The 21,433-nt window shown below is 71.9% G+C and carries 15 protein-coding genes; 10 read left to right on the forward strand and 5 right to left on the reverse strand.

All coding sequences use genetic code 11. The features are described from left to right. Window positions 1-10: 10 nt before the first annotated feature. Window positions 11-3,187: a glycoside hydrolase family 38 N-terminal domain-containing protein gene (locus IE108_RS27935; RefSeq protein WP_064725934.1), complete on the forward strand. Its 3,177-nt coding sequence runs from the start codon at window positions 11-13 to the stop codon at window positions 3,185-3,187. 48 nt (window positions 3,188-3,235) lie between these two features. On the opposite strand, the gene IE108_RS27940 is transcribed toward IE108_RS27935, so the two are convergent. Then, the gene (locus tag IE108_RS27940) at window positions 3,236-4,735 is read right to left on the reverse strand and encodes an FG-GAP repeat protein (protein ID WP_064725933.1); all 1,500 of its coding nucleotides are present in this window, start codon (window positions 4,733-4,735) and stop codon (window positions 3,236-3,238) included. 356 nt (window positions 4,736-5,091) lie between these two features. Here IE108_RS27940 and IE108_RS27945 point away from each other — a divergent pair, with 356 nt between their 5' ends. Continuing rightward, window positions 5,092-5,817 carry a FadR/GntR family transcriptional regulator gene (locus IE108_RS27945; protein WP_064725932.1) on the forward strand — a complete coding sequence of 242 codons (726 nt, stop codon included), beginning with the start codon at window positions 5,092-5,094 and terminating at the stop codon, window positions 5,815-5,817. After that, entirely contained in the window at window positions 5,814-6,647 is an 834-nt protein-coding gene (locus IE108_RS27950) for a sterol desaturase family protein (RefSeq protein WP_064725931.1), read from the forward strand. The genes IE108_RS27945 and IE108_RS27950 overlap by 4 nt, the downstream gene beginning before the upstream one ends. 9 nt (window positions 6,648-6,656) lie before the next feature. Here IE108_RS27950 and IE108_RS27955 read toward each other — a convergent pair whose 3' ends face one another. From IE108_RS27955 to IE108_RS27965, 3 genes are read right to left on the reverse strand one after another with little or no spacing between them, the layout of a single operon-like run. Continuing rightward, the gene (locus tag IE108_RS27955; protein WP_064725930.1) at window positions 6,657-7,505 is read right to left on the reverse strand and encodes a MerR family transcriptional regulator; all 849 of its coding nucleotides are present in this window, start codon (window positions 7,503-7,505) and stop codon (window positions 6,657-6,659) included. Between the two features lie 44 nt (window positions 7,506-7,549). Continuing rightward, complete coding sequence (locus IE108_RS27960; RefSeq protein ID WP_064725929.1) at window positions 7,550-7,870, reverse strand: nuclear transport factor 2 family protein; 321 nt, start codon at window positions 7,868-7,870, stop codon at window positions 7,550-7,552. A gap of 34 nt (window positions 7,871-7,904) precedes the next feature. Continuing rightward, window positions 7,905-8,678: an SDR family oxidoreductase gene (locus IE108_RS27965; RefSeq protein ID WP_064725928.1), complete on the reverse strand. Its 774-nt coding sequence runs from the start codon at window positions 8,676-8,678 to the stop codon at window positions 7,905-7,907. A gap of 409 nt (window positions 8,679-9,087) precedes the next feature. On the opposite strand from IE108_RS27965, the gene IE108_RS27970 reads away from it, so the two are divergent. The 7 genes from IE108_RS27970 (at window position 9,088) to IE108_RS28000 (ending at window position 18,075) form a co-directional block, all read left to right on the forward strand. Further along, on the forward strand, window positions 9,088-10,158 hold the full coding sequence (locus IE108_RS27970; protein ID WP_064725927.1) for a glycoside hydrolase family 43 protein: 1,071 nt from the start codon (window positions 9,088-9,090) through the stop codon (window positions 10,156-10,158). A 202-nt stretch (window positions 10,159-10,360) separates the two neighbouring features. Then, the gene (locus tag IE108_RS27975; RefSeq protein WP_064725926.1) at window positions 10,361-11,380 is read left to right on the forward strand and encodes a LacI family DNA-binding transcriptional regulator; all 1,020 of its coding nucleotides are present in this window, start codon (window positions 10,361-10,363) and stop codon (window positions 11,378-11,380) included. A gap of 355 nt (window positions 11,381-11,735) precedes the next feature. Next, window positions 11,736-12,833: an ABC transporter substrate-binding protein gene (locus IE108_RS27980; RefSeq protein ID WP_064725925.1), complete on the forward strand. Its 1,098-nt coding sequence runs from the start codon at window positions 11,736-11,738 to the stop codon at window positions 12,831-12,833. A gap of 67 nt (window positions 12,834-12,900) precedes the next feature. Continuing rightward, on the forward strand, window positions 12,901-14,460 hold the full coding sequence (locus tag IE108_RS27985) for a sugar ABC transporter ATP-binding protein (protein WP_064725924.1): 1,560 nt from the start codon (window positions 12,901-12,903) through the stop codon (window positions 14,458-14,460). Next, entirely contained in the window at window positions 14,453-15,415 is a 963-nt protein-coding gene (locus IE108_RS27990) for an ABC transporter permease (RefSeq protein ID WP_064725923.1), read from the forward strand. Before IE108_RS27985 ends, IE108_RS27990 begins: the two co-directional genes overlap by 8 nt. Next, a complete protein-coding gene (locus IE108_RS27995) occupies window positions 15,412-16,446 on the forward strand; it encodes an ABC transporter permease (RefSeq protein WP_064725922.1) in 1,035 nt (344 codons plus the stop codon). Before IE108_RS27990 ends, IE108_RS27995 begins: the two co-directional genes overlap by 4 nt. A gap of 123 nt (window positions 16,447-16,569) precedes the next feature. Then, entirely contained in the window at window positions 16,570-18,075 is a 1,506-nt protein-coding gene (locus IE108_RS28000) for a glycoside hydrolase family 43 protein (protein WP_064725921.1), read from the forward strand. Between the two features lie 60 nt (window positions 18,076-18,135). Here the strand turns inward: IE108_RS28000 and IE108_RS28005 are convergent, their stop codons facing one another. Further along, window positions 18,136-21,423 (reverse strand): glycoside hydrolase family 2, encoded by a 3,288-nt coding sequence (locus IE108_RS28005; RefSeq protein WP_064725920.1) that lies wholly within the window; start codon window positions 21,421-21,423, stop codon window positions 18,136-18,138. Window positions 21,424-21,433: the final 10 nt, after the last annotated feature.

Raw genomic sequence — 21,433 nt, forward strand, 5'->3', positions numbered from 1 at the left:
CCCACGCACCATGCCCAAGCCACCGCTGCACCGGCCGTCCTGGTGGGACTCCGACATCGCGCGCGACCTCCTGAAGGAACGCGTGGCCACCACCGCCGCCCTCGGCGGCCGGCAGGTGCGACTGACGGGGGAGCCGCTGCTGCGCCACCACCCCGAGGGCGGGCTGCTGCAGTCCGTCCGGGTCGGTGTGGAGCGTTCCGACGGCACCCACCAGCCCGTCACCCGGGCCCGCGTCACCACCGCCGGCGGCACCCCCGTCCACTGCGAGACCCTGCCGGGACCGGGAGACGACATACGCCTCCTGATCCCGGAGGTGGACGCGCCCACACCCCTGCTGATCGAGCTGCCCGAACTCCAAGAGGGCACCCGGCTCGCCTTCGAGGCGCGTCCGCAGCGCCACTGGACGCTCCACCTGGTGCAGCACTCGCACCTGGACATCGGCTACACCGATCCGCAGGGCCGGGTGATGGCCGAGAGCCGCGCCTATCTCGACTCGCTCCTGGAACTGTGCCGCGACACCGACGACTGGCCCGACCCCGCGCGATTCCGCTGGGCCGTCGAGGGCTTCCACTCCTTCGAGGACTGGCGGGCCAACCGGCCCCGGCGCCAGGTGGAGAGCTTCCTCGACCGGGTGCGCGAGGGGCGCGTCGAACTCACCGCCATGCCGTTCAACCTGCACACCGAGACCTGCTCCACCGACGAACTCCACGAACTGCTGCGCCCGGTGACCGAACTGCGCGACCGCCACGGCATCGACATCACCACCGCCATGCAGACCGACGTCCCCGGACAGGTGGTGGGCCTGCCCGACGTCCTCGCCGGCAACGGCATCCGCTACCTGTCCGTGGCCCACAACTGGGCCGGGCGCGCCGTGCCCCACCTCGTCGGCGGGGAACACCTGCCCCGCCTCTTCCGCTGGCAGGCGCCGAGCGGCAACAGCGTCCTGGTCTGGCGGACCGACACCCCGCACGGCCTGGCCTACATGGAGGGCTCGATCCTCGGCTTCGACGAGTCGTACGGCCACGTCGACGACCTGCTGCCCGCCTACCTCAGCGCCCTGGCCCGCTTCCCCTACCCGCACGAGGGCCGCGGCATCCCCGGCTTCCCCGCGCTCGACCTGCCCGGGACGGCCGACCCGTACCCGTGGGACGTCCTGCACCTGCGGGTGCTGGGCAAGTTCGCGGACAACGGCCCCCCGCGCCGGGTCATCTCCGACACCGTGCGCCGCTGGAACGACCAGTGGGCCTACCCGCGACTGCGCGCCTCCCGCAACCAGGACTTCTTCGAGGACGCCGAGAAGCGCGTCGGCGACCGCCTGGAGACCCACCGGGGCGACTGGAGCGACTGGTGGGTCGACGGCGTCGGCGCCGGGGCCGTCCCGCTCGCCGCCACCCGGCGCGGACAGGCCGCCCTGGCGGAGGCCCAGACGGTGGCCGGGTACGCCCACCTGTCGGGCGTACCCGGCAGCACGGCCGTCGCCGCCGGCGCGCCGGCCGTCTACCGGTCCGCCTCGCTCTTCAACGAGCACACCTGGGGCGCGGGCGACCCCTGGACCCACGGGGACCACGGCCACGGATCCGGCGAGAAGCAGTGGCACTGGAAGTACTCCCAGGCCATGCGCGCCCACGACGACGCCGAGACGCTCCTGGACGCCGCCTCCGCCCTGCTCGGCGAGGCCCTCGCCCCCTCCGCCGACGCGGCGGCGTCCTTCCACGCCGTGAACACCTGCAGCTGGCCACGGAGCGAGACCGTCCGCATCTTCCTGCCGGAGAGCACCGTCGGGCTCGGCCGGGCGGTGCGCGTCCTCGACGCCCGCACCGGCACCCCCCTGCCCTTCGCCGAGGAGGCCCAGAGCAACGACCGCCACCGCGCCGCCGGGCGCTTCCTGAACGTGCCGGTCGCGGACGTGCCCGCCTGCGGCACCGTCCGCCTGGACGTCGTCCCCGGCGCCGAGCAGCCGGCACCGCGGGACGCGGAGGCGACCGCGCCCGCCGCGCCCACGGTCCTGGAGAACGACCACCTGCGCGTCACCGTCGACCTGCGCGAGGCGTGCGTCGCCTCGATCGTCGACAAGCACACCGGTCGCGAGATGGTGCGCGCCGACGCCGTCATCGGCTTCAACGGATACGTCTACGACGAGTACGCCACGGCCGGCGCGTTCAACCACCAGTCCAGCAAGACCGTCGCCGACGACTCCATGCACCTGCTCGCCTCCCGCAGCACCGCACCGCCCGCGGCCCTCGTCGACCGCTTCACGGACGCCACCGGCCAGACCCTCGTCTACGAGTGCGCCCCGGCCGGCACCCGGCGGCTGCGCGTGCGCCTCCACCTCCCGCACCACGCGGCCCGCATCGACATCGAGAACCGCGTCGACAAGAACGCCACCGTCACGAAGGAGAGCGCCTTCTTCGCCTTCCCCTTCGCCCTCGACCGCCCCGTCGTGCACACCGAGGCCACGGGCGGCGTCCTCGGCACCGACCGGGAGACCGTGCCGGGATCGGCCGGCCACATGCGCGCCGTACGGCGCTGGATCAGCCTCAGCGACGGCACGCACCACGTGGCCCTGGCGACCGCCGACGCCCCGCTCGTCCAGCTGGGCGGGATCGCCGTCCCCTACGTCCCCTACCCGCAGTCGCTGCCGCAGGAGGAACCGGCCACGGTGTTCTCGTGGGTGCACAACAACGTCTGGGACACCAACTTCCCCGCCCAGCAGGCCTTCGACCACGTCTTCCGCTACAGCGTCGGATTCGGCACGACCACCGAGTCCGCCGCGGGCCGCGCCGACGAACTCGCCATGCGCGTCGCCGCCGTCACCGGCCATCCGCTCGTGCCCGTACGCGCCCGCGCCGGAGCGGAGACCGAGCCCCGGGCCCGGATCCAGTTCCTGACCCTGGACGACCCCCGGGTCCGCCTCGTCGGGATCACCGTCGCCGACGGCGGCGGACTCCTGGTCCGTGTCCAGTCGGTGGCCGACACGCCCGTCACCTGCCGGCTGAGCACCGGCTTCACCGTCGCCCGCGCCGCCCGCACCACCTATCTCGGGCTGGACCCGCGCGACATCGCGACGGACCGGGACGGAGCCGTCCCGGTCGACGTGCCGGCGCTCGGCACCGCGGCCGTCGTCCTCCACCTGGCCCCCTCGGCACCGCCGAGCACGGGAGCGGACACGGCGCCGGGCGGCGAGTGAACCGCGGCCGGCGGGGAGGCCGCCCGAGGAGGGCCTCCCCGCCGGGGACTACTCGTCGATCGCCGCCCCGAACCGCGCGTTCGCCGTGGGCGCTCCGAGACGTGCCCCGTCGTAGGTCCACGTGCCGTTCGCGACCAGGCCCGACGAGGACGCGGGCAGGACCCAGACGAAGCCGTCGTCGGTGTTCTCTCCGGGCGCCGCGGCCAGGAGCCCGAAGAGGCCGTCCTTGTTGGCGTCGATCAGCCTGACCTGGCCGCCCCAGCGGTCCGACGTCTCCGCCGCACCGGGGATGGCGGAGAGCTGCTGGTCGAAGCTCTTCGCACCGGACGCGCTGAACCCCGTCGGATCGCCGCGCAGCACCCACACGGCACCCGCGTCGGCCACGGTGCCGATGTCCTCGCCGGGCGCGCCGACGGCCAGGTCCGGGTGCCCGTCCCCGTCGGTGTCCCCGGCCGACAGCTCGGCGCCCCACTGGTCGCCGGCCTCCGCGGTGCCGGGAACGCCGGCGGAGTCCTGGGTCCAGTACTGGGCCGGCTCCGGTTCGAGCCCCGACAGGTCGCCGCGGCCGAGGTAGAGGATGATCCCGCCGCCCGTCGGCGCGCCCGCGCCGGTGTCCCCGATGACGAGATCGTCCTGCCCCGTGCCGTCCCAGTCGCCGGAGACGACGGCGGGACCGCCGGGGAACGTGCCCCCGTCGCCCAGCGCGCCGATGTCCGGCGCGCCGTGCAGGACGCGTACCGTGCCGGTGCCCGGCCGGGTACCGGTGGTCACGCCGGAGACGGCCAGGTCGGCCCAGGAGTCCTCGTTGTAGTTGCCGTGGCTGAGACCGCGGAACTCGAAGCCGGAGACCCCCGGCGCGACGTCCTCAGCCCGCACGCTGTGCCGCGACATGGCCGGCTGCGCGGCGCCGGGCATGAGGGTGAAGAACAGCAGGGCGTCGTCCTCCAGGACGGCGACCGAGTCACGCGGGCCGGCGTTCGGGTCGGCCGGGTCGGGGGCGGAGTACCGGGCCGCTTCCAGGGCCCGCCCGAAGTGGGCGCCCGCCCGCGGGTCGGCGTTCTCCAGCCAGGTGCTGTCGGACCCGTGCAGGCCGGTCGGCGACCCCCAGAAGACGACGGCGCCGCCCGCGTCGGACACCGCGGCCAGGTCCTCGCCCGGGATGCCGACGAGGGCGTCGTCGTAGCCGTCGTTGTCCAGGTCACCGGTGGCGACGGCCCCGCCGAAGCCGTCACCGGCCTCCACCGCGCCGGGAACGCCGGAGACATCCTGATGGAGCACGCTCTTCTTCGTCGTGCTGAGACCGCCCGACGAGCTGTACTGCGCCGTGACGTACCCGGCGCCCGAGGCGCCGTTCACCGTGGCGCCGGGGGCGCCGGTCAGCACGTCGTCGAAGCCGTTGCCGTCGAAGTCGCAGTTGCGCTGCTGCCAGCCGATGGAAGGGAAGGGCACGGCGGCCGGGGCCGCCGTTGCCGCGGGAGCGGCGACCAGCGCGCCGCCCAGGGTGAGGAGTGCGGCGGCCGTGCCGGCCGCTCTTCGGAGGTGACGCACAGGAATCCTCCCGGGTCGGAGAGACTGCCCGCGGCTGCCGGTCGGCCGTGGCGCGGGCGAGGGCGTGCAGCCGCTCTTCGGCCGGGCGCCGGAGCGCGGGACCGGTGCGTGAACCGAGGAGCACCGGCCCACGCCGCCGCGACCGGCACGTACGGGGCATGCGACCATGTGCGTCTCCCGCCGTCGGAGAGGGCGGGGAGGGCACGGACCTTGCTGCGTTCACCGAGAAGACACGCGCACTTGGCCAAAGGTTGTACGGCGTCCGCCCCCGGGCCTGGGGAGCGGGAAATCCGAAACAACGCCCAATCTGGTCCAACCAGTTGACCAGAGGCCGCGGCCGGTTCAGGCTCGGCGCCATGACTGAGCAGCCGATCCGGCGTGAGGCGGTCTCCGACCAGCTCTTCACGCTGCTGAGGGACCGAATCCTGACCGGGACGCTCGCCGCCGGCGCCCCCATGACGGCGGAGCGCGAACTGGCCGCCGAGTTCGGGGTGAACCGGCACGCCGTACGGGAGGCGGTCAAGCGGTTGCAGCAGGCGCGCCTCGTCGAGGTGAGCCACGGCGGACGCACCCGGGTGCTGGACTGGCGGCGCACCGCCGGACTCGACCTCGCCGTACAACTCGCCCGCGCCACCGGCTCCCCCACCCACGACCTGCGGCGGGACGTCCTGGAGATGAGGGCCTCCATCGGTGCGGATGCGGCCCGGCTGTGCGCGGCCCGCTGCTCGCGGGAGACCGCGTCCGAGATCGTCGGCGCCGCCGCCGGGTACGTCGGCTGCGGCCCCGACCTCGCCGAACTGGCCGCGGCCGACGTCGCGTGGTGGCGCCTCGTCGTCGAGGGCTCCGGGAACCTCGCCTACCTGCTCGCCTTCAACACCCTCGTCGACGGATCCCTGACCGCCGGTGAGGTGCCCACGGACCTGCGCGCCGCCGAACTGCTGGACATCGAGGGGCACGTGCGGCTCGCCGCGCTCATCGCCACGCACGACGAGGACGGGGCGGAGGCCGCGGCCCGCGCCCTGCTCGCCCGCAGCGTGCCCACCGCGCCCATCGCCCCGGAGCACGAGGGAGGCCAGGCGTGATACCCGCCGTCGTCTACGCGATACCCGCCTTCGTCCTGCTGGTCGCCGTGGAGGCGCTGTCGTACCGCTTCCTCCCGGACGACGAGGAACGCGGCTACGAGACCCGCGACACGGTCACCAGCATGTCGATGGGTGCCGGCAGCCAGGTCGTCGGCCTTCCGTGGAAGGCGGTCGCGATCCTCGCGTACGCCGGGCTCTACACCCTGGCGCCCTGGCAGCTTTCCCCCGCCTCCGCCTGGACCTGGGTCCTGCTGTTCTTCGCGGACGACCTCGCCTACTACGTCTTCCACCGCGCCCACCACCGGATCCGCGTCCTGTGGGCGAGCCACGTCGTCCACCACTCCAGCGTGCGCTTCAACCTCTCCACCGCCCTGCGGCAGAGCTGGACGCCCATGACCACGCTGCCGTTCTGGCTCCCGCTCGCCCTGCTCGGCGTGCCGCCGTGGATGATCCTGCTCCAGCAGTCGATCAGCCTCGTCTACCAGTTCTTCCTGCACACCGAGCGGGTCGACAAGCTCTGGCGCCCCGTCGAGTTCCTCTTCAACACCCCCTCGCACCACCGCGTCCACCACGGCTCCAACAACGCCTATCTGGACCGCAACTACGGCGGCATCCTGATCGTCTGGGACCGGCTCCTCGGCACCTTCGAACCCGAGGGGGAGCGGGCCGTCTACGGCCTGACGAAGAACATCGACACCTACAACCCGCTCCGCGTCGCCTTCCACGAGTACGCCGCCACCTGGCGCGACGTACGCTCCGCGACCCGCTGGCGCGACCGCGCCGGGCACCTCTTCGGCCCGCCGGGCTGGGCACCGGGGACGGACCGCTGAGCGGCCCCTTCACGAAGGGGCCGGCATCCCGCCTTCGGGTGCGGTCAGCCAGGCGACGAGCGTGCGCCAGTCACCGGGCCGGTCGGTGTCGCGGGGGCCGACGAGGTAGACCTCCTCGACGAAGTCACGTGAGGACAGACCCCGTTCGGTGACGAACGCGCCCAGCGCCGCGTAGGTGAGGTCGAGGTCGTCGTGGGCACCGGCGTGGACGGCCACCGCGGCCGTGCGCTCCGCGAGCCGGAGTTCACGCACCGTGCCCGGGGCGCCACGCGGCAGCGGCGCCTCGGCGGGGACGTAGAGGGTGGCCCGTCCTCCGCCCTCGGTGAACAACTCGTGGGCGTACTGACCACCCGGCGGACCCACCGGCCGCTGGGGCGTCGCGGCGTCCAGGTCACGCATCGCCTCGTCGTACCAGCCCAGTCCCGCTCCGCCGGGGACGTCGAGCGAGACCGCGAGGACGCGCTGAGCCGGAAGGATCTCCAGGCCCACGGCGCGCTCCGCAGCGGGATCGAGCAGCTCGCGCAGCGCGTCGACGGCCCGCTGCGTACGGCCGATCCGGTCCTCCAGCCTGCGCACATGGCCCGCGACGACGTCCCGCGCGGCACGGCGGTTCTCCTCACTTCCGTCGTCGGCCCCGGCCTCAAGCAGAAGCCGCAGATCGGCCAGTGGAAGATCGAGGTCACGGAAGCGCTTGATGGTCAGCGCGGGCCGGATCTGGGCGGGGGAGTAGTAGCGGTAGCCCGAGGCCCCGTCGACCTCCGTGGGAACAAGCAGGTCCTGGTCGTGGTAGCGGCGCAGCATGCGGATGCTCAGGTGCGTGATCCGGGAGAACTCACCGATCGTCAGACGCCTGGCCACGGCTCTCTCCTTCGTCGCGGATGTTCCGCCTCACGGTGCCGCCTTCAGGGCGAGATCGTCAGCAGGGTGATCCTCCCTCGTGTGTCGCGCTCGAACGTGAAGCGCAGAGTGACCGGACTGCCGGGGAAGTCTCCGCCGACCCGTGCGCGGGCCCGGTGGCCGGAGGCGGCGGGGACGACCTCCCGCAGCGTGTACCGCACGGTGGGCAACGCACGGTGCCAGGCGCGCAGCTCAGCGATGCCGCGGTGGGTTCGGCCGTCGTCGTGCACCACGGCGTCGTCGGCGAAGAACGCGAGGCAGCGCTCCGGGTCGGGATGTTCCGCCGCGGCGAAGTACTCCTCGGTGAACTTCTGGGCGTCTTCCATGATCTCCTCCTGTCGTGGTGGGTCCGCGGTCGCGTCACAGGGCGCGGACCGTGCCTCCGTCGACGACGTACTCGGCACCGGCGACCGCGCCGGCCAGGTCCGACGCCAGGAAGGCGATCACCCCGGCCACCTCGTCCGGTTCCGCCGGCCGCCCCAGCGGAATGCCGCCCAGAACGTCCATCAGCTCCCCGAGCGCGCCCTCGCGGGTGATGCCCCGCTCGGCCATCCGCCGGGCCAGGAGCCGCTCGGCGCCGTCGGTCCGGACGAAGCCGGGAGCCACCGAATTGACCCGGACGCCGGCCGGGGCGACTTCGCGGGCGAGTCCCTTGCTGTACGCCGCCAGCGCGCTCTTGGCAGCCGCGTAGGCCAGCGTCGACTCGTGCAGCGGCATCCTGCGCTGGATCGACGTCACGTGGACCACGGCGCCCGAGCCGCGCTCCACCATGGAGGGCAGCAGGGCCCGGTCCAGGCGCACGGCGGGAAGCAGGTTGAGTGCGAGTTCACGCGCCCACACGTCGTCGTCCAGAGCCGCGTAACCGCCGGCCGGAGCGTCCGAGCCGCCCACGACGTGCACCAGCACGTCCGGCACCCCCGCGAGTCCGGCCACCGCCTCGGCGGCGGACGCGGCACCGTCGAGGGTGCTCAGATCGGCCGTCACGGACAACGGGTCGGTCGTCCGCGGTGCCGTTCGGGCGATCGTGACGACCCGTGCCCCGGCGTTCCGGAACCGGTCCGCCGTCGCCAGTCCGACGCCCTTGCTGCCACCGGCCACGACGACCGGACGGTCCTGGAATTCAATGGTGTCCATGCCGCCACCGTGGACTCTCTCCCGGGGAGAGGGTCAAACGGGACTCCACACCACCGGGCGCCTCGCGCCGGGCCGGCCCCGGGTCCTGGGGCCGGCACTCTTCGAGCGGAGCCGTGCCACTGCGGCCAACCACCCCGCCCGGGAAAGGCGTTGGACGTATTGACACGCCCAACACCCCTCGCGATCCTGTGACAGTCGACTTCCATCGATGTAAATCCCTCGATGTAAATCCCTCGGTGGGCACCTGTCGGCGCACACCTCTCGACGTGCCTCCCCACCGCACGGACACCCCGCCCGACGGTCACGGGCCGCCCCCACGACGCCTCCGACCGGTTCGTGACCGGACGCCCCGCCCGCCGCGCCCCGGCCGGGCCGGCGCCGAACCGGAGGCCGACCAGGGAACGGGACCATGAAACCGACTCGCCTGCTGCACACCGCCCTCGCCTGCGCGGTCTCCGGGATCCTCGCGGCCGCGCTGTCCCTCGCGCAGGCGGAGCCCGCCTCCGCCGACCAGACCGCCCTGCGCGCCGCCGACCCGAGCGTCCTGCGCGTCGGCGGCACCTACGTCTCCGTGCAGTCGGCCGGCGGCGGCATCGCCGTACGCCAGGCGCCCTCGACGGCCGCACTCGCCTCGGCCCCCGCCCGGCAGGTCTGGTCGGACACCCAGAACCGCGGCGAGGTGTGGGCCCCCGAGATCGTCCGCGACGGCGGCCGCTACTACATCTACTTCTCCGCCGGACGGGGCCCCGCCCACCGGATGTACGTCATCAGCTCCGCCTCCCCGGACAGCGGGTACACGGCCGAGACGAAGCTCGCGCTGCCGGACGACAAGTGGGCCATCGACGGCACCCTGTTCACGTTCAACGGACAGCGGTGGTTCGTCTGGTCGGGCTGGGCGGGGGACACCAACGTCGAGCAGAACCTGTACATCGCGCGGATGAGCAGCCCGACGACACCGACCGGCGCGCGCCACGTCATCTCGCAGCCGCGGGAGAGCTGGGAGCGCGTGGTCGGCAATCCGTTCATCAACGAGGGACCGGAGCCCGTCAAGGACCCGAACGGCCAGCTTCATATCGCGTACTCCGCCAACGGCAGCTGGAGCGAGCAGTACTGCCTGGCGGACCTGCGGCTCCGGGCCGGCGGCGATCCGACCTACGTGTGGGACTGGTACAAGTCCAACGGGTGCCTCTTCGGCTCGAACCGGGCGACCATGATGACCGGCTGGGACCCGACCCTGCACGTCAACGGGCCCGGACACCACACCTTCGTGCTGCTCGACGGCGACATCAACACGAGCCCGCCCGCCGGTCCGCGCTTCCCGCTGATGTTCCACGCCGTCCCGAAGGGAACGCCGTACGCCTGGGAGAACCGGTACTGGTACACCGGCACCTTCGCCTGGTGGGGGAACACCACCTACAGCCGCGCCAACGTCCCAGGCCCCAACAGCGACACCGGCTGGAGCCTGAAGTTCTTCGAGTAGGACGCCCGTGCGGCCCGCCTCCCCGGCGGTGTGTGCGACCATCCCGGGGTGGCCGGGCCGGTCGGGTCGGCCTGCTTGTCAGCGCCGGGAGACGGGCTGTATAACGTTGTAAACTCGTGCCCAGGGGCTTGGAGTCCGGCTCACCGTGGGGACACCCGCCCCGCACCGAACACCGAGTGGGGACGCTTCGGAGGGATTCGACGTGCGGGTCAGCCTCAAGGACGTCGCCGCGCACGCGGGGGTCTCCGTCAAGACCGTGTCCAACGTGGTGAACGACTATCCCTACGTCACCGCCGGCATGCGCGAGCGCGTCCAGCGCTCCATCGACGAACTGGGCTACCGGCCGAACCTGACCGCCCGCCACCTGCGCAAGGGGCGCACCGGCATCATCGCGCTCGCCCTGCCCGAACTGGGCAACCCCTACTTCGCCGAGCTGGCCGCCGCCGTCATCGACGCCGCCGCCGCGCACGACTACACGGTGCTGCTCGACCACACCGGCGGACGGCGGGAGCAGGAGATCCTGGTCAGCCAGGGGTTCCGGGCCCGGGTCATCGACGGGCTCATCATGAGCCCCATCGAGCTGGAGACCCAGGACCTGCGCGACCGCACGGAGGACGTGCCCCTGGTGCTGCTGGGCGAACGCGACTACGACCTGCCCTACGACCACATCGCCATCGACAACGTCGCCGCGGCCCGCACCGCCGTCCGCCACCTCATCGGCCTGGGCCGCCGCGAGGTCGCCTTCATCGGGGACCGGCGCGGCCGCAGCGAGCCCGCCCAGCTCCGGGTGCGCGGCTGGCGCGAGGAGCTGGCCGCCGCCGGACTCCCGGCCGACGACGGACTCGTGGCCGCCACCGACGGCTGGGGGCACGCAGACGGCGCGGCGGCCATGACCCGGATCCTGGAGGCCGGCCGGCGGCCCGACGCGGTCTTCGCGTACAACGACCTGGTCGCGATCGGCGCCATGCGCGTCCTGCACGCGCGGGGACTGCGGGTGCCCGAGGACATCGCGGTCGTCGGGTTCGACGACGTCGTCGAGGGCCGGTTCGGCGCGGTGACGCTCACCTCGGTGTCGCCCGACAAGGAGGCCATCGGCCGGCTGGCGGTGGAGTCGGTACTGGCCCGGCTCGGCGGCCAGTCTCCCGAACCCCGCCGCTTCTGGGCGGACCACCGGCTCGCGGAGCGGGAGAGCACGCTCGGCCGGGGAGCCGGCGGCGTCTGAGGCGCACGAGTCCGACGGCCGCGAGGCGGGCCGTGCGGCGGAGGCCTTTGGTCGCCCGGCCTCGCTGACATCGTTGTCAGGCGCTGGACGACTCAGTCTCCGCGCAACGTGGGCCGCAAGTCAAGAGGTGATCGCGTGTTCGCCGGGGTCCGGTGAACGCGACTGCCGGAAAAGCCAGTTCGTTCCGCGCGCTCTGATCTCAGGTCGCGCACGGGGGGTTTACAGCATCCTTGCAACGATGTAAAACCTCTGTGCGGCGGGCCGGACAAGGTCCTCCGCAGGGGGAGAAGCAGTAGTCGTCGCACAGAGTCCGGCTCCCCAATTCCCTTTCAGCGCCACCCGGATCGGGGTCACCATGCAGCGCACCACTCACCGTCCACACCTCCTCGGCCGCCCGGTGGTCGTGGCCCTGGCCGCCGCCGTGGCCCTGACCGCGACCGCCTGCGCGAAGTCGGAGGACGACGCGTCGGACGGCAAGCAGTCCGGGTCGTCCGCGGCCGGCGCCGAGCAGAAGGCCGTCGAGCAGAAGCCGGGCAGCAAGACCTGCACCATCGACGCGTACGGCGCCGAGAAGCTGGACCTGAAGGGTGCGACCGTCGGCTTCTCCCAGTCGGAGAAGGAGGCCAACCCGTTCCGCATCGCCGAGACCCAGTCCATCAAGGACGAGGCGAAGAAGCGGGGCGTCAAGCTGCTCACCGCCAACGCCCAGTCGCAGTTCTCCAAGCAGATCACCGACGTGCAGGACCTGCTCGCCAAGGGTGCCGACCTGCTGGTCATCGCGCCGCTGAACTCCGACGGCTGGGACCCGGTGCTCCAGGCCGCCGCCGCCAAGAAGGTCCCGATCGTCACCATCGACCGGAAGATCAACGCCGAGGCCTGCAAGGACTACGTCTCCTTCATCGCCTCGGACTTCGTCGAGCAGGGGCGCCGCGCCGCCGACCAGATGATCGAGGCGACGGGCGGCAAGGGCGAGGTCGCCATCCTCCTCGGCGCGGCCGGCAACAACGTCACCACCGAGCGCACCAAGGGCTTCAAGGAGCGCGTCGCCGAGAAGGCCCCGGACCTGAAGGTGGTCTTCGAGCAGACCGGTGACTTCGCCCGGGAGAAGGGCCAGCAGGTCACCGAGCAGCTCATCCAGTCGAAGCCCGGCATCAAGGGCATCTACGCGGAGAACGACGAGATGGGCCTCGGCGCGGTGGCCGCGCTCAAGGGAGCCGGCAAGAAGGCCGGCGACGTCAAGATCATCACCGTCGACGGCACGCGCAACGCCGTCCAGGGCATCGTCGACGGGTGGATCAGCGGGGTCGTCGAGTCCAACCCCCGCTTCGGGCCGCTCGCGTTCCAGACCCTCGACACCTTCACCAAGGGCGAGGCGGTGCCCCAGGACATCGTCATCGAGGACGGCGCGTACAACACGGACAACGCCAAGCAGGACATCGGCAAGGCCTACTGACCCTCCGCGGGGCCCGGGACACCCGGGCCCCGTCGTCCTGCCCGCACCACACTTCCTGGAGGCACAGGTGGCACCCCCCGCCGAAGTCCTCGCCGTCCGCGGACTGAGCAAGACCTTCCCCGGCGTCCGCGCCCTGGACGACGTGGACCTGACCGTGCACGCCGGCGAGGTCCACGCCCTGATCGGCGAGAACGGCGCCGGAAAGTCGACCCTCATCAAGCTGCTCACCGGCGTCTACCGGCCGGACGCCGGCCGCATCTCCTTCCAGGGCCGGGAGGTCTCCTTCGAGACCCCGCTGGAGGCGCAGAAGGCCGGCATCTCGACCATCTACCAAGAGGTCAACCTCATCCCGCTGCTGAGCGTGGCCCGCAACCTCTTCCTCGGCCGCGAGCCCCGCACCCGCCTCGGACTCCTGGACTTCGCCCGCATGAACCGCGAGGCCGACGAGATCCTGCGCACCTACGGCGTCCGGGTCGACGTCCGCCAGTCGCTGCGCACCCTCGGTGTCGGGGCCCAGCAGATGGTGGCCCTGGCCCGTGCCGTGGCCACCGAGGCGCGCGTCGTCATCATGGACGAGCCGACGTCCTCCCTCGAACCGCGGGAGGTGGAGACCCTGTTCACGGTCATCCGCCGCCTGCGCGACGAGGGCATCGCCGTCATCTACGTCAGCCACCGCCTGGACGAGCTGTACGCCGTGTGCAGCAAGGTCACCGTGCTGCGCGACGGTCGCCGCGTCCACCACGGCGACCTGGCCGACCTGGACCGGATCGACCTGGTGTCGACCATGCTCGGCCGAGAGCTGGGGGAGGTGCGCGCCGAGGGCCAGACCAAGTTCTCCGGCGAGCACCTGATCGCCGACGACCAACCGGTCCTCTCGGCACGGGAGTTGTCGGCCCGGCACAAGCTCCACGGCGTCTCCCTCGACATCCGGCCGGGTGAGGTCGTCGGTCTCGGCGGCCTGCTCGGCTCCGGACGCACCGAGACCGCCAAGGCCATCTCCGGTTCCCTGGCCCTGAGTTCGGGTGCCGTCACGGTGGCCGGCGTGCCGCTGCGCGGCGGCTCGACACCCGCCGCCATCCGGGCCGGCATCAGCCTGCTGCCCGAGGACCGCAAGAGCGAGGGCATCGTCCCCGGCCTCTCGGTGCGGGAGAACATCGCGCTCGCCGTCCTGCCCCGGCTCTCCCGCTTCGGACTGGTCTCCGAGTCCCGGGTGGACGGCATCGTGGACACCTTCATGAAGCGGCTGCGCATCAAGGCCTCCTCACCCCACCAGAAGGTCGGTGAGCTGTCCGGCGGCAACCAGCAGAAGGTGCTCCTCGCCCGCTGGCTGGCGATGAACCCCAAGGTGCTGCTCCTCGACGAACCCACCCGGGGCATCGACGTCGGCGCCAAGGCCGAGGTGCAGAAACTCGTCGACGAACTCGCCGCGGACGGCCTGGGCGTCCTGCTCATCTCCTCCGACCTGGAGGAACTGATCGAAGGGTCCGACCGCGTGGTCGTACTGAAGGACGGTGCGGTCGTCGGCGAACTGACCGGCGACGACGTCACCGAGGACCAGCTGATGCGCACCATCGCCGGTGAGGCCCCGCCGCGGGGCACGCCCGAGGAGGCGGTCACCCATGGCTGAGGCCACCCTGCGCACCGCCCCGCTGGACAAGGCCCGCGTCCTGCAGTGGCTGCAGACGTACGGCGTCTACGCGGGCGTGGCCCTGCTCCTCGTCGTCAACATCGTCATCACCCCGCACTTCCTGTCCGCCGAGAACTTCCGCACCCAGGCCGTCCAGGTCGCGCCGGTCATCATCGTCGCGCTCGGCATGGCCCTGGTCATCGGCACCGAGGGCGTCGACCTGTCCGTCGGCGCCGTGATGGCGCTGGCCGCCTCCGCCACCGCCCTCTACCTCGGCTACGGCCTGCTGCCCGCGCTGCTGGTCGTGGCGCTGTTCGCGGCCGGCGTCGGGCTCGCCAACGGAGCCCTGGTCGCCTTCGTCGGCGTCCAGCCGATCGTGGCCACCCTGGCCCTCATGGTCGGCGGCCGGGGTCTCGCCCTGGTACTGCTGCCCCAGCTGGAGGACCTGCGCAACCCCGCACTGGCCTCCCTGGGCTCGGGCGACGCGCTCGGCTTCCCGTACCTGATCCTGATCGCCGCCGGACTGGCCCTGCTGGTGGCCTTCGTGGTCCGCCGCACCACCTTCGGCCGCCAGCTCCTCGCCATCGGCGACAGCCGGCCCGCCGCCGAGCTGGCCGGACTCCCGGTGCGCCGCGTCCTCATCCTCGTGTACGTGGCCTGCGCCCTGCTCGCGGCCGTGGCGGGCGTCCTGGCGACCGCCCGGCTCCAGGCCAGCGACCCCACCTCGCTCGGCAACCTGATGGAGCTCTCGGCCATCACCGCCGTCGTGGTCGGCGGCACGCCCCTGACCGGCGGCCGCGTCAACATCGCCGGCACCGTGGCGGGCGCCGTCCTGATCCAGCTGCTCACCGCCACGCTGATCAAGCACGATCTGCCGCCCTCGTGGACCCAGATCGCCCAGGCCATAGTGATCGTGTGCGCCGTCTACGCGGCACGAGGACGGGGGAAGCGATGAGCGTGACCAAGACGGACGCGCCCATGGTCACCGCGAGCAACGAACCGACTGACGCCACCGAGCCCGCCGGCTCGGCGCGCTCCGAGCGGCTGAGCGCCCTGGTCCAGCAGCACGGCGCCCTGGCCGTCCTGGTGATCGTCTCCCTGGTGGCGTCGTTCTCCTTCGACTCCTTCGCCACCGGCGACAACATCACCAACATGGCGACCAGTTCGGCGTTCCTGGCCATCGTCGCCCTCGGCATGACCTTCGTCATCATCACCGGCGGCATCGACCTGTCGGTGGGCTCCCTGTTCGCCCTCGGGGGCGTCCTCGCCGCCTGGGGATCGCGCCACGGCACCCTGGTCGCCCTGCTGCTGCCGCTCGCGGTCTGCGGACTGATCGGCGTCGTCAACGGCCTGCTCGTGGCCCGCTCCCGGCTCGCCCCCTTCATCGTCACCCTGGCCGCCATGCTCGGCGCCCGCGGCCTGATGCTCGCCCTGACCGACGAGGGCGCCAACACCTACCTCATCGCCAAGGGCTCCTTCCTCGCCGAACTCGGCCAGGGCAGCACGCTCGGCCTGGGCAACCCGGTGTGGATCACACTCGCCCTGTTCGGCGCGGGCGCCGTGGTGCTGCGCCGCACCCGCTTCGGACAGCACGTGTACGCCGTCGGCGGCAACGAGGACGCGGCGGCCCTGATGGGCGCCCCGGTCGCCCGCACCAAGATCCTCGTCTACACCCTGTCCGGGCTGCTCGCCGGACTGGCCGGCGCCCTGAACGCCGCCTGGCTCGCCTCCGGCGTGACCATCCTCGGCAACGGCATGGAGCTGGACGCCATCTCCGCCGTCGTCATCGGCGGCACACTCCTCACCGGCGGGCTCGGCTACGTCAGCGGCTCGCTGGTCGGCGTCCTGCTGCTCAAGGTCATCCAGAACGTCATCAACCAGATCGGCTCCCTCGACTCGTCCTACCAACTCGTCGTCAGCGGCGCCTTCCTGGCCCTCGTCGTCATCGCCCAGACCTGGCTCGGCCGCAGACGCCGGCTGATGTGACAAGCCCCGGACGCGGCAGCCGTGCCCACGAGCCGGCTGCCGCGTCCGGTCTCCACGGCCGGTGCCACGACCACCCGCCGGCCGGTGCACCCCCCACCACCGACCGACAGGAGACGCCCAGCCATGACCACCGTCAGAGCGACCGGGCTCGTCGCCAAGTCCTGCGCATTGTTCTTCTCCGCCGGACTGATCGCGATGCTCTCGCCCTCCGCCGCCGTCGCCGCCCCCGAATACTCCACCTCCGAGGCCGGCAACCCCTTCGTCGACGGCTGGTACGCCGACCCCGACACCGCCCGCTACGACGGGCGCTACTGGGTCTTCCCTACGACCTCCAAGAGCTACGCCGAGCAGACCTACCTCGACGCGTTCTCCTCGACGGACCTGGTCCACTGGACCAGACACAGCGAGGTCCTGAAGACGGCCGACGTCTCCTGGGCGAAGTACGCGCTCTGGGCGCCGGCGCCGATCGAGCGCGACGGCAGGTACTACCTGTACTTCGCCGCCAACGACATCCAGAACGACTCCCAGACCGGCGGCATCGGCGTGGCCGTCGCCGACCGCCCCGAGGGGCCGTACAAGGACGCCATCGGCCGCCCGCTGGTCTCCCGGTTCCACAACGGCGCCCAGCCCATCGACCAGGACGTCTTCATCGACGACGACGGACAGGCGTACATGTACTACGGCGGCTGGGGCCACGCCAACGTCGTCAAGCTCAACCGGGACATGACCAGCCTCGGCACCTTCGCCGACGGGTCGACGTACAAGGAGATCACCCCGGCGGACTACGTCGAGGGGCCCCAGATGTTCAAGCGGGGCGGCAAGTACTACCTGATGTGGTCCGAGGGCGGCTGGACCGGGCCCGACTACTCGGTCTCCTACGCGATCGCCGACTCGCCCACCGGACCCTTCGAGAAGATCGACAGAGTGCTCGCCCAGGACCCCGCGGTCGCCAAGGGGTCCGGCCACAACTCCGTGATCAACGTGCCGGGCACGGACATCTGGTACATCGTCTACCACCGCCGCCCGCTCAGCGAGACGGACGGCAACCACCGCCAACTCGCCTACGACCGGATGTACTTCAACCCCGACGGAACCATCCGCCGCATCCGCATGGGCGTGAAGGACAACTTCGCCGACGGCAACGCGCTCGGCTGGCGGACCTACGGGGGTTCCTGGGCGTCCGCGAGCGGGGGCTACCGGGCCGGTTCGTCGCTGGGCGGCAAGGCCCTGCTGGACACCGATTTCGCCGACTTCACCCAGGACGCCGACGTGCGCCTCGGGTCGGGCAACGGCGACGCCGGGCTGGCCTTCCGGGTGACCCGGCCGTCGGCCGGCGTGGACGCGTACTCCGGGTACTACGCGGGCATCGCACGGGACGGCAGGGTGCTGCTCGGCCGGGCCGACGGCTCCTGGACGCCGCTGGGGAGCGCCCGCATGCCCCTGGACCCGGGAGCCCCCCACCGGCTGCGGGTCACCGCCGTCGGCTCCTCCATCAAGGTGTACGTGGACGACATGACGACCCCGAGGATCTCCGTCACCGACGGCACGCATCGCAGCGGGGCCAATGGTGTCCGGGTCTTCGGCACGGACGCCTCCTTCGACAACGTGTCGGTCGGCCCGGTCGGCTGAAGCAACGCGGCGGGAAGCGGGTGACCCCGCTTCCCGCCGCGACCTCGGAGAGCCCGGTGCCTACGGCCTCTCCTCGGTGAACAGCGCCCTCACCTCCTCGGCGGTGAGGGCCTTGTCGTAGGCGTGGACCTGGTCGACCGCCCCGTTCCAGAAGTCGGTCGGGTTGCCGTCCCACTGGGCGCGGCCCACGGTCAGCGGGCCGGTGCTCGGGTAGGCGGGCCCGGCGGCCGCGGTGGCCGCGGGCTCACCGTCGACGTACAGACTGAGCCGGTCGTCCGCGCCGTCCCGAACGCCCACGAGGTGGTACCAGCGGCCCGTCTCGGGGGTGACCGCCACGCGGGCCCGGTTCTCACCGGGCGTGCTGAAGGCGAAGGCGCCCTGACCGTACTGGAGGTAGAACGGGCTGGCCTGGCGGCGCGTGTCCTGGCTGACGGCGGTGGCGTAGTTGCCGGGGAGCGCGTCGAGGCGGACCCAGGCGGAGACCGAGTAGCTGCCCGTGGTGTCGAGCACCGGCCCGTCCGTCTCGGCGGACTGCCCCTGGCCGTCGAACTTCAGCGCGCTGCCGCTGACGCCCGGCGTCCACCCCGTGCCCTCGGCGAGGGTGAGGTCCCGGCCGTTCGGCCCGCTGTCCCCGGCGGTGGCGCCGGCGCCCTCGTCGAGGGACCAGCTGCCGCCACCCGTCAGCGGCGCCCGGTCGCCCGCCGCGGCACCGGCCGCGATGACCTTGCGGTTGATCTCGCGGACCCGGACCGGGTCGACCTTGATCTCCCTGCGGTCGTACGTGTACAGGCCGTTGAGCTCGTTCTCCAGGTCGGTGATCTGCGTGTACACCGAACCCGACAGCTCCGCGCCGGCCTGGGCCAGGTAGAACTTCTCGGTGTTCTCGACGTACTTGCGGGTCAGCGCCTCCTTGTCGGCCACGCCGCTGTAGATCACCGTCGGCGCGCCCGGCCACATGTGGCCCGGCGTGCGCAGGGTGAAGCCGCCGTGCTCGCCGTCCATCGCCGCCCGCGTCGCGTCGGGGAAGGGCGGATCCTCGTTGTTGTAGTCGTGGTGGTCGATGATGTCGCCCTTGCCCGAGTCACCCTTGGAATTGCAGCAGTTGACACCGCTGTGGGCGTTGACGATCCGGGACGGGTCGGCGGCCTTCACGGACTCGGCGAGTCGCCCGGTGGCCTCGCGGTTCCACTCGCCCCAGCCCTCGTTGAAGACGATCCACCCGATGATGGACGGCGAGTTGTGGTGCTGCCGCATCATCTCCGTGCCCTGGTCGACGAAGGCCTGCTGCCCCGACTCGTCGGGGAAGTTGCCGGAGACGAAGTCCTGCCAGACCAGCAGCCCGAGCCGGTCCGCGTGGTAGAACCAGCGGGGCGACTCGACCTTGATGTGCTTGCGCACGGCGTTGAAGCCCAGCTTCTTGTGGGCCTCCAGGTCGAAGGCGAGGGCGTCGTCACTGGGCGCCGTGTACAGGCCGTCCGGCCAGAAGCCCTGGTCGAGGGTGGCGAGGGAGAAGACCGGCTTTCCGTTGAGCACCAGCTTCGGGAATCCGCCGACCTTCTCGACGCTGATCTTCCGCATGCCGAAGTAGCCGCCGACCCGGTCGGTCGACCTGCCGTCGACGAGTTTCACGTCGAGGTCGTAGAGGTAGGGGTCGTCGGGGCTCCACAGATGCTGTTCGGCCACCGGCAGCCGCAGCTTCTGGTTGGCGGGCCCGCTGACCCTGCCGACGACCTTGCCGCGCTTGTCCCGGGCGACGGCCTCGACCCGGGCGCGCGCGGAGGCGTCACCGGACTCGACGGTCACCGCGAGGCTGCCGGTGTCGATGTCCGGGGTCGTGACTACGTTGTCAACGGAGGCGGGGGCGACGGGCTCCATCCACACGGTCTGCCAGATGCCGGACGACTGGGTGTAGAAGATGCCGCCCGGGGTGCGGGACTGCTTGCCCATCGGCTGGTTGGCGCCGCCGGTGTCGGTGACCGCGACGACGACCTCCTGCGGCCCCTTGCCCTTGAGGGCGTCGGTGATGTCGGCGCTGAACGCGTTGTACCCGCCGGTGTGCTCCGCGACCTTCTTGCCGTTGACGAAGACGCGTGCCTGGTAGTCGACGGCGCCGAAGTTCAGCTTCAGGCGGTTGCCGGCCTTGTCGCTCTTGCCGACCTTCCAGCTCTTCGGCACCTCCACGAGCCTGCGGTAGAACATGTGGTCCTCGTGCCGCTCGAGTCCGGAGAGCTGCGACTCGACCGGGAACGGCACGATGATCTTCTCGTCCAGGTTCCGCCCGAACACCGGCTGCTCGCCGGCCTCGGCCGCGCTGAACTGCCAGGGCCCGTTCAGGTTCTTCCACTGGGACCGGACCTGCTGGGGCCGCGGGTACTCGGGCAGCGGGTTCCTCTCGTCCACCTTGTCGCCCCACGGGGTGGTGAGGCGGTGGGTGGACGCGTTCTGCGCGTAGCGGACGACCTCGGGGACCGCCTCGCCGCCGTCGGTGAGGCCGGCTTCACCGTCGTAGGTGAACTTGACCTGCTGGTCCTTCTGGATCGGCTCCGAGAGCGTGATAAGGAGCGAGTTGCGGTCCCCGGGCGCCACCCGCACCGACTTGACGGGCATCGGGGTCGTGTCGGCCTCGACCTCCACGTGCTCGGCGAGCCCGTCCACGCCGCCGACCCTGCCCTCGAAGCGGGCGCGCACCTGCCGGCCGTCCCCGCCGACGTTCAGCTCCAGCGGGTAGACCTCGAAGTCGTCCGGCGGGGTGAACGCCGACATAGGCACGATCTGCTTGGCCATGGTCGGCGTGGACCAGCGCAGGAACATGTTGGCGCCGCCGGTGTCCTGGAACATCTCCAGGCGGAAGTCGTGCTTCTCGTCGGCGTTCAGCCGGACGGCGGCGCTGGTCTGCTCGTTGTCCCAGTCCGGCTGCCAGTGGTCGATGACCGGCTCGCCGTCGATGAAGAGCCGGAAGCCGTTGTCGCCGATGGCGTGGAAGGTGTAGTCCCCGGTCGCGGGCGCCGCGATCTGCCCGGTCCAGCGGGCGGTGGTGTGCTCCGTCCGGCCGGTCAGCTCCTGGAAGGTGCTGGTCAGCCCGTTGAAGTTGACCTGCGGGTCGAGCACGGTCCCGCCGAGTTCGGCGAAGTCCCGCGCACCCGGCGCGGACATGCTGAAGTACTCGCCCTTCAGGCCCTGCACCTGGACGGCCGACGCGCCGTCCTTCTCGGCGGCGAGGGTGGACGTGCCGGAGGCCGTCTCCGCCGCCGTGGCGGAGACGGTGAAGCCTGTGGTGGGCAGCACCAGGGCCGCCGCTGTCAGGAGCGCCCACGCTCTGGCTCGTGGGCGGTTGTGTGGTCTCGTCATCGGACCCTTC

It is taken from the genome of Streptomyces parvulus (genome assembly GCF_014648855.1).
Lineage (GTDB): Bacteria > Actinomycetota > Actinomycetes > Streptomycetales > Streptomycetaceae > Streptomyces > Streptomyces parvulus.

Excerpts from the sequence above, each read along its gene's own strand:
- IE108_RS27935 (WP_064725934.1), top strand. The coding sequence starts at position 11 with ATGCCCAAGCCACCGCTGCACCGGCCGTCCTGGTGGGACTCCGACATC.
- IE108_RS27945 (WP_064725932.1), top strand. The coding sequence starts at position 5,092 with ATGACTGAGCAGCCGATCCGGCGTGAGGCGGTCTCCGACCAGCTCTTC.
- IE108_RS27960 (WP_064725929.1), bottom strand. The coding sequence starts at position 7,870 with ATGGAAGACGCCCAGAAGTTCACCGAGGAGTACTTCGCCGCGGCGGAA.
- IE108_RS27965 (WP_064725928.1), bottom strand. The coding sequence starts at position 8,678 with ATGGACACCATTGAATTCCAGGACCGTCCGGTCGTCGTGGCCGGTGGC.
- IE108_RS27970 (WP_064725927.1), top strand. The coding sequence starts at position 9,088 with ATGAAACCGACTCGCCTGCTGCACACCGCCCTCGCCTGCGCGGTCTCC.
- IE108_RS27980 (WP_064725925.1), top strand. The coding sequence starts at position 11,736 with ATGCAGCGCACCACTCACCGTCCACACCTCCTCGGCCGCCCGGTGGTC.
- IE108_RS27990 (WP_064725923.1), top strand. The coding sequence starts at position 14,453 with ATGGCTGAGGCCACCCTGCGCACCGCCCCGCTGGACAAGGCCCGCGTC.
- IE108_RS27995 (WP_064725922.1), top strand. The coding sequence starts at position 15,412 with ATGAGCGTGACCAAGACGGACGCGCCCATGGTCACCGCGAGCAACGAA.
- IE108_RS28000 (WP_064725921.1), top strand. The coding sequence starts at position 16,570 with ATGACCACCGTCAGAGCGACCGGGCTCGTCGCCAAGTCCTGCGCATTG.
- IE108_RS28005 (WP_064725920.1), bottom strand. The coding sequence starts at position 21,423 with ATGACGAGACCACACAACCGCCCACGAGCCAGAGCGTGGGCGCTCCTG.